The sequence below is a fragment of the Bradyrhizobium sp. NBAIM03 genome, from assembly GCF_020194055.1.
Taxonomy (GTDB): Bacteria; Pseudomonadota; Alphaproteobacteria; order Rhizobiales; family Xanthobacteraceae; genus Bradyrhizobium; species Bradyrhizobium yuanmingense.
This window is the reverse complement of the sequence record NZ_JADYVS010000060.1, coordinates 1-7,364: the sequence shown is the minus strand read 5'-3', so window position 1 is coordinate 7,364 and position 7,364 is coordinate 1. Positions and strand designations below refer to the sequence as shown.

At 65.6% G+C, this 7,364-nt stretch carries 6 protein-coding genes; 4 read left to right on the top strand and 2 right to left on the bottom strand.

From position 1 onward, the window contains the following. Positions 1-45 precede the first annotated feature (45 nt). The 3 genes from I6F21_RS37105 to I6F21_RS37095 all read left to right on the top strand — a co-directional run bounded on the left by I6F21_RS37105 (position 46) and on the right by I6F21_RS37095 (position 4,122). Positions 46-822: a phosphatase PAP2 family protein gene (locus tag I6F21_RS37105; protein WP_225184321.1), complete on the top strand. Its 777-nt coding sequence runs from the start codon at positions 46-48 to the stop codon at positions 820-822. A 91-nt stretch (positions 823-913) separates the two neighbouring features. Then, on the top strand, positions 914-2,251 hold the full coding sequence (argG, locus tag I6F21_RS37100; RefSeq protein WP_225157745.1) for an argininosuccinate synthase: 1,338 nt from the start codon (positions 914-916) through the stop codon (positions 2,249-2,251). A 113-nt stretch (positions 2,252-2,364) separates the two neighbouring features. Next, positions 2,365-4,122, top strand: a complete 1,758-nt coding sequence (locus tag I6F21_RS37095) for an alkaline phosphatase (protein WP_225113198.1) — start codon at positions 2,365-2,367, stop codon at positions 4,120-4,122. A 93-nt stretch (positions 4,123-4,215) separates the two neighbouring features. Here I6F21_RS37095 and I6F21_RS37090 read toward each other — a convergent pair whose 3' ends face one another. Beyond that, positions 4,216-4,836, bottom strand: coding sequence for a TetR/AcrR family transcriptional regulator (locus I6F21_RS37090; RefSeq protein WP_225184320.1), 621 nt, complete (start codon positions 4,834-4,836; stop codon positions 4,216-4,218). Between the two features lie 231 nt (positions 4,837-5,067). On the opposite strand from I6F21_RS37090, the gene I6F21_RS37085 reads away from it, so the two are divergent. Beyond that, positions 5,068-6,024, top strand: coding sequence for a homocysteine S-methyltransferase family protein (locus I6F21_RS37085; RefSeq protein WP_225184319.1), 957 nt, complete (start codon positions 5,068-5,070; stop codon positions 6,022-6,024). 49 nt (positions 6,025-6,073) lie between these two features. On the opposite strand, the gene I6F21_RS37080 is transcribed toward I6F21_RS37085, so the two are convergent. Continuing rightward, positions 6,074-7,364, bottom strand: a 1,291-nt coding sequence (locus I6F21_RS37080; RefSeq protein WP_225184318.1) for an OmpA family protein, incomplete at its 5' end; no start/stop codon positions are given.

The following is a 7,364-nucleotide window of genomic DNA, read 5'->3' as shown; positions in this document are numbered from 1 at the left end:
CCCCTGGGGTTTCCATCCCCGCCCCACTCCGCTAAACCGCGCGCCATGAACAGGACTGGACTCTTCATCGCCCTGGCGCTGTGGCTCGTGATCGGCGTCGTCTTCGGCCTCTATCCCGAGCTCGACCTCAAGCTCGCTTCGCTGTTCTTCGACGCGGAGACCAAGACGTTTCCGCTCAAGCTGAACGGCTGGGCCGGCTTTGCGCGCGATGCGGCGATGTGGATCGCCTGGGCCTTCGCCCTTCCCTCGATCGTCGCGCTCGTGGTCAAGATGATCCGGCCCGACCGGCCGCTGATGGTGCCGGGGCGTACGGTCATCTTCCTGCTGGTGACGATGACCATGTCGGCCGGTATTTTGACCAACCTGACGTTCAAGAATTATTGGGGCCGTCCGCGTCCGGTGGTGGTGACCGCGTTTGCCGGCGATCAGCAATTCGTGCCGTGGTGGGATCCGCGCGGCACTTGCGGGCGCAATTGCTCGTTCTTCTCCGGCGAAGGCGCGACGGCGTTCTGGACGCTGGCGCCGGCCGCGCTGGCGCCGCCGGCGTGGCGGCCGCTCGCCTATGCCGCCGCCGTGGTGTTCGGCGCCTTGACCAGCGCCCTGCGCATGGCCTTCGGCGGGCACTTTTTCACGGACGTGTCGATCGCCGGCCTCGTCACCTTCGTCGTGATCTGGTTCGCCTACGCGCTGATTTACCGCTGGCCGCGGACGCGGTTCTCGGACGAAGCGGTGGATGCCGCCCTGACCCGGTTGAACATGCCCGCCTACCGGCTCCGCCAGCGCCTGTTCGGCCGCAAGACCGACCCCGAGCCCTCGGTTTGAGCCATTAAAGGGGTGCCGAGCCCCGCGAAATTTGATATTCGCGCGGTCGAACGCACCCATCACATCAGCTTGAGACCCGATTGGAAGCCCCATGACCACGATCCTGAAAAGCCTGCCCAAGGGTGAGAAAGTCGGCATCGCTTTTTCGGGCGGCCTCGACACCTCTGCGGCGCTGCTCTGGATGAAGCAGAAGGGGGCGCGCTGCTACGCCTACACCGCCAATCTCGGTCAGCCGGATGAAGCCGACTACAACGAGATCCCGCGCAAGGCGATGGAGTTCGGCGCCGAGAACGCGCGCCTCGTCGATTGCCGCACGCAGCTGGTCCACGAGGGCATCGCCGCGATCCAGTCCGGCGCCTTCCACATCTCGACCGGCGGCATCACCTATTTCAACACCACGCCGCTCGGCCGCGCCGTCACCGGCACGATGCTGGTCGCAGCGATGAAGGAAGACGGTGTCAACATCTGGGGCGACGGCTCGACCTTCAAGGGCAACGACATCGAGCGCTTCTACCGCTACGGCCTGCTCACCAATCCCGGCCTGAAGATCTACAAGCCCTGGCTCGACCAGCAGTTCATCGACGAGCTCGGCGGCCGCGCCGAGATGTCGGCATTCATGACCGCGCAAGGCTTCGCCTACAAGATGAGCGCGGAGAAGGCGTATTCGACCGACAGCAATCTGCTCGGCGCCACCCATGAGGCAAAGGATCTCGAGAGCCTCGACAGCGGCATCAAGATCGTCACCCCGATCATGGGCGTGCCGTTCTGGCGCGACGACTGCGCCGTCAAGGCCGAGAAGGTCGTGGTGCGTTTCGAGGAAGGGCAGCCGACCGCGCTGAACGGCCAGACCTTCTCCGATCCGGTCTCGCTGTTCCTCGAGGCCAACGCGATCGGCGGTCGTCACGGCCTCGGCATGAGCGACCAGATCGAGAACCGCATCATCGAGGCCAAGAGCCGCGGCATCTATGAGGCGCCTGGCATGGCGCTGCTGCACATCGCCTATGAGCGCCTCGTCACCGGCATCCACAACGAGGACACGATCGAGCAGTACCGCGTCAGCGGCATGCGCCTGGGACGCCTGCTCTATCAGGGCCGCTGGTTCGATTCGCAGGCGTTGATGCTGCGCGAGACCGCACAGCGCTGGGTCGCCCGCGCCGTCACCGGCGAAGTCACGCTCGAGCTGCGCCGCGGCAACGATTATTCGATCCTTAACACCGAGAGCCCCAACCTTACCTATGCGCCGGAGCGGCTGAGCATGGAGAAGGTGGAGGACGCCGCCTTCACGCCGGCCGACCGCATCGGCCAGCTCACCATGCGCAACCTCGACATCGCCGACACCCGCACCAAGCTCGGTCTCTATTCGAAGACCGGCCTGTTGTCGGGCAGCGAAGGCTCGCAGATCTTCCGGCTCGAGAGCGACAAGGGCTGAGGCTTTCCGGAGCCGGATTGCGCTTCGCTCCATCCGGGCACCGAGCTTAATGACGCTGTCATTCTCGACCGCTACGCTTCCACTGTTGGAAACGGGATTGCGGAGCATCGCACATGGTCAGGGGATCGGCACTCGCCTCTCTCATTGTTCTCTGTTGGGCATCATCATCGTCGGCGCAGACGATCTATCCGATCGATCGCGCCGAGATCCTGGCCGGAGCCAAGTTCGACTTCAAGGTCGAGCTCCCGGGGCTGGTCGATCCCGCCAAGTTGAAGGTGACGGTGAACGGCGCGGATTACGCGGCCGCGTTCGGCCGCTCCGGAACCTTCGTCGAGCGCGAGGACGGCAAGGAGCAGTCGGCCCTGGTCCTGCGCGACGTCACGCTGACCAAGCCGGGTAGCGTCGCCGTGGAGGTGAGCGACGGCACGCGCCAGCGCAGCGTCACCTGGACGGTTTACGACACCGGCCCGCGCAAGGCGAAGAACGTCATCCTGTTCATCGGCGACGGCATGTCGCCGGCGCATCGGGTCGCCGCGCGAATCCTGTCCAAGGGCATTTCGGAAGGCAAGAGCCGCGGCAAGCTCGCCATCGACGACATGCCCCATATGGCGCTGGTGGCAACCGCCGGCTCGGACTCGATCATCACGGACTCCGCGAACTCGGCGAGCGCCTATGCGACCGGGCACAAGAGCGCCGTCAATGCCCTCGGCGTCTACGCTGACCGCAGCGCAAGCCCGCTCGACGATCCCAAGGTCGAAACCATCACCAGCCTCGCCAAAAGACGGCTCGGCATGGCGATCGGTGTCGTCACCAATACCGAGATCGAAGACGCGACGCCGGCGGCGATGGTCGCGCACACCCGCCGGCGCGCCGCCTATGACGACATCGTCGAGCAGTTCTTCGCGGCAAAGCCGGATGTGATGATGGGCGGCGGCAGCGCGAATTTTCTGCCGAAGTCGGCTGCCGGCTCCAAGCGCAAGGACGAGACCGACTACATCGCGAAGTTTCGCGATGCCGGCTATCAGGTGGCGACCACCGCGGGCGAGCTCAGCGCCTCCGCCGCCAAGCAGGAGACGAGCAAGCTGCTCGGCCTGTTCGCCACCGGCAACATGGACGGCGCGCTCGACCGCAAATTCCTGAAAGGAGGCGGCGTCAAGAAATTCCCCGAGCAGCCTGATTTGACCGAGCAGGTGCAGGCGGCGTTGAAAATCCTCTCGAAGAACGAAGCCGGCTTCTTCCTAATGGTCGAATCCGGAATGATCGACAAATACGCGCATTTGCTCGACATGGAGCGCGCGGTCTACGACACGATCATGCTCGACAACGCGGTGCGTCAGACGCGCGAATGGGCGCGCGCACGCGGCGACGACACCCTCATCCTGGTGCTGGCCGATCACAATCACCCCAACAGCCTGGTCGGCACGGTGAACGACGACATGGGCACGACGCCCAACGTGCCCTTGCGCGAGCGCGTCGGGGTCTACGATCAGGCCGGATTCCCCAACTATCCCGCGCCGGATGCGGAAGGTTATCCGTCACGCATCGACGTGAGCCGCCGGCTTGCCATCTTCTCGGCGAGCCTGCCCGATCATTACGAGACGTTCCGTCCGAAGCTCGACAATCCCAACGAGCCGACCGTCAAGGCCGGCGACGACGGCACCTTCAAGGCCAACGACAAATACAAGGAGGTCCCGGGCGCGGTGCTGCGCCCCGGCAATCTGTCGTCGCTGGTCGGCGCCAGCGTGCATTCGGGCGAGGACGTCATTGTCACGGCGGCGGGCCCGGGGAGCGAGCGCGTGCACGGCTCGATGGACAATACCGAAGTGTTCCGCGTCATGGCCGAGGCGCTGGGATTGGCTGCGCGAGAATGATGGGGGCGACTGGCCAACCTGGGCCCAATCACATTCCTGCCGCTGGCGAGCGCGGCAGGACGGGCCGCCCTGGTCCGCTCACGTTCCATCAATTCACGACGAGTGAGGCGGCGTGAAGACCAGCTTCACGCAGCTGCGGAAGAGCAGGATCTGTCGCTCCAGCCGCTTCGGGTCGTTGAGCGTCTTCGACATGATGATTGCGCCGTCGACCACGCACGAGATCATCTCCGCGAGATCGTCGAGGTCGACCGGCTCGCGGGGCGGATAGATGGCGGCGATGCCGTCGAGAATCTCGCGGAAGTGCGCATTCCAGATCCGGACCGATTGCGCGGTCAGATCGCGAACATCGCGGTCGAACAAGCGCTCCTGATAGCAGATGCTGGCGATCAGGCAGCCGGGATGGCCGTTCGGCAGATCGGCCATGACTTCGGCGAGTAGTTTCAGCGAGATCAGGAACGACTGCAGCGGGTCGTCGGAGAGCTCACGTCCGCGCCTGAAGATCTCGTCGAACAGGCGGTCATTTGTATCCACGTAGCGACGCAGCATCTCCCGTGCGAGCGAGTTCTTGTCCCTGAAGTGATAGAAGAAGCCGCTCTTGGTCAGTCCGGCCTCGGCAATGACTTCCTCGATCGAGGTGGCGCCGAAGCCCTTTGCGAGCACCGCCGCTTCCGCGATCTCGAGAATGCGCTCGCGCGTCGCTTCGCCCTTTCCCATCGATGTCTCCAGAACTGTACCGACGGTGCGGAAATTGGCCCTTGGGGGCCAAGGCCCACTCCGCGTGACTCCTGCAAATCATTGATTTGTCTCCGCTTGCGGGTGGAAGTTCAGCCGCACCACGGGGCTTCTAGAGCGACGCGACATTATGCGGCACCAAATGCCGCGACCGAACACGGGCCTAGCGCGACCGAGTGAAGAGAGCGGCCCGTCCAAATGATGGAGCGATCAATGGCCAGATACAGACATGGTCTGCCGCAGCGCGGCGGCGGCATTTTCCTGACCGATGGCGGCATGGAAACAACCCTCATCTTTCAGCACGGGCTGGAGCTGCCCCACTTTGCGGCATTTGTGCTGCTCGACAGCGCGGATGGCCGCGCGCATTTGAGGCAGTACTACGAAGCCTACCTGCGTATCGCGCGGCAGCATGGGCTCGGCTTTGTCCTCGACAGTCCGACCTGGCGCGCCAACCCTGATTGGGGCGCCAAGCTCGGCTATGATGCCGCCAGGCTCGAGGCCATCAACATGCGCGCCATCCGCTTCCTCGACGAATTGCGCGGCGCTTGGGAGTTGCCCGGCATGCCTTGCGTCATCAACGGCGCGATCGGTCCGCGAGGCGACGGCTACAAGGCCGGCAACATGGACGCGGCGGAGGCGGAAGCCTACCACTCAGGCCAGATCGCGGCCTTCGCCGAGGCGGGCGCCGACATGGTGACTGCATTCACGCTGAACAGCATCAACGAAGCGGTGGGCGTGGTCCGTGCAGCCAAGAGGCAGGACATTCCGGTCGCCATCTCTTTCACGGTCGAAACCGATGGCCGCCTCGTCCGGGGAGAGTCGCTGCGCGAGGCGATCGAGGCGATCGACGACGCAACTGAACGTGCCTGCGAATACTTCCTGATCAATTGCGCGCACCCAACTCACTTCGAGAGTGCACTCGCCGCAGGCGAGGCGTGGGTTCAGCGCATCCACGGCATCAGAGCCAATGCATCGGTCAAGAGCCACGCCGAGCTCGACGAATCGGAGGCGCTGGACAGTGGTGATCCCCAAGATCTCGGCCGCCGCTACCATTTGCTCAGGCGCGCATTCCCCGGCATGCGCATTCTCGGCGGCTGTTGCGGCACTGATCACCGGCATGTTGCCGCCGTTTGCGAGGCATGCCTGCCGTCGGAAGCAATGACGGCGTGACAAGAAAAATGGCCGGGATCGCTCCCGGCCATTGTCTTCTGCGAAGGTCTTACTGGCGCGGCGGAGGCGCCGCGTTGGCCTGGTCGCCGTTGAGCAACGGCGTGATGCGACGGACGGTGACGCGCCGGTTGATCAGGCTCGCGCCTTGCGTCTGCTCCTTCAGATACTGCTCGCCATAGCCCTGCGACGTCAGGTTCTCCGCGGGCACACTGAATTGCTGCGTCAGCAATTCAGCTGCGGCCTGCGCGCGGCGATCCGACAGCGACAGATTGTCGACCTCGTTGCCGACCGCATCGGTGTGGCCCTCGATCAGGAACACCTCCTGCGGGTTGGCCTGGAGCGCCTGGTTGATGCCGTCGGCGATCACTTGCAGCCGCGCCGCCTGATCCGGCGGAATGGTCCACGATCCGGTCTCGAAGTTGATCGTGTTGACGTCGATGCTCGGCATCTGCATGCGAACATTCGGGCTGTAGCGGATCTCGTCGAGCGAGTAGCGCCGGTCGATCCGCTGCACCGGCGGAGCCCGCATCGTTTCGTAGATCACCTGCGGCGGCGCCTCCTGGGCGTCGACGATGTAGCGATCGTAGGGAATGTTGACCACCGGCGGCGGCACGTCGACGTAGAAGCCGCCGACCGCCCGCGGATCGCGGTAGGTGTTGTCGATGATCACGATCTCGCGTCCGCGCGGGTCCCGGCGGATACGACGCAGCAGCGAGCCGTCCGGCCCGACCACGGTGATCACCTCGCTGCCGTCGGGACGGATCACGACGGTGCGGGTTTCGCCGCCGACGGTGTCGGTGCGGATGTCGCGGGCGCCATAGCGGAAGCGATAGAGATCGTTGCCGCGGACGTAAGCCTGCCCGCCCGGATCGCGGATGATGATGCGGTCCGGCTCGGTGTAGACGGTGCGGCCGCCTTCGACGACCTCGCGCCGCTGGTTATGGATATCGGCGATGGTGGCGCCGATCACGGCGCCGGCCACCACGCCCGCGCCGATCGCGAGCGGCGTCAGGTCACGCTGCTGCGGACGCGGCGGCGGCGGCAGGGGCGCGGCGACTGTCGGCGCGGCGCGGAAAGCCGGCGCGACCGTCGGCGGTCTGTATTGTGCCCGGTCGGGCGGCGGCGCTGCGGCCGGCGTGCCGGGCACCACGGTCGGAGCCGCGGCGCCGGCCGGAGGTGCCGGCGGCCGGGCGGGCGCACCAGCCTGCGGCGGCGCAGCCGAAGTCCCGGCGGCGGGCGCGCCGGCAGGAGGCGTTCCACCCTGCTGCCCCGGGGCTGGCGTCGCTGTCGGGGCCGGGGTTGCGCCGGGCGCGGGCGTTGCCGACCCCGGACGTCCGGGC

Bases quoted from the DNA above. Each gene is read 5' to 3' on its own strand.
- I6F21_RS37105 (WP_225184321.1), top strand. From the start codon at position 46: ATGAACAGGACTGGACTCTTCATCGCCCTGGCGCTGTGGCTCGTGATC.
- argG (WP_225157745.1), top strand. From the start codon at position 914: ATGACCACGATCCTGAAAAGCCTGCCCAAGGGTGAGAAAGTCGGCATC.
- I6F21_RS37095 (WP_225113198.1), top strand. From the start codon at position 2,365: ATGGTCAGGGGATCGGCACTCGCCTCTCTCATTGTTCTCTGTTGGGCA.
- I6F21_RS37090 (WP_225184320.1), bottom strand. From the start codon at position 4,836: ATGGGAAAGGGCGAAGCGACGCGCGAGCGCATTCTCGAGATCGCGGAA.
- I6F21_RS37085 (WP_225184319.1), top strand. From the start codon at position 5,068: ATGGCCAGATACAGACATGGTCTGCCGCAGCGCGGCGGCGGCATTTTC.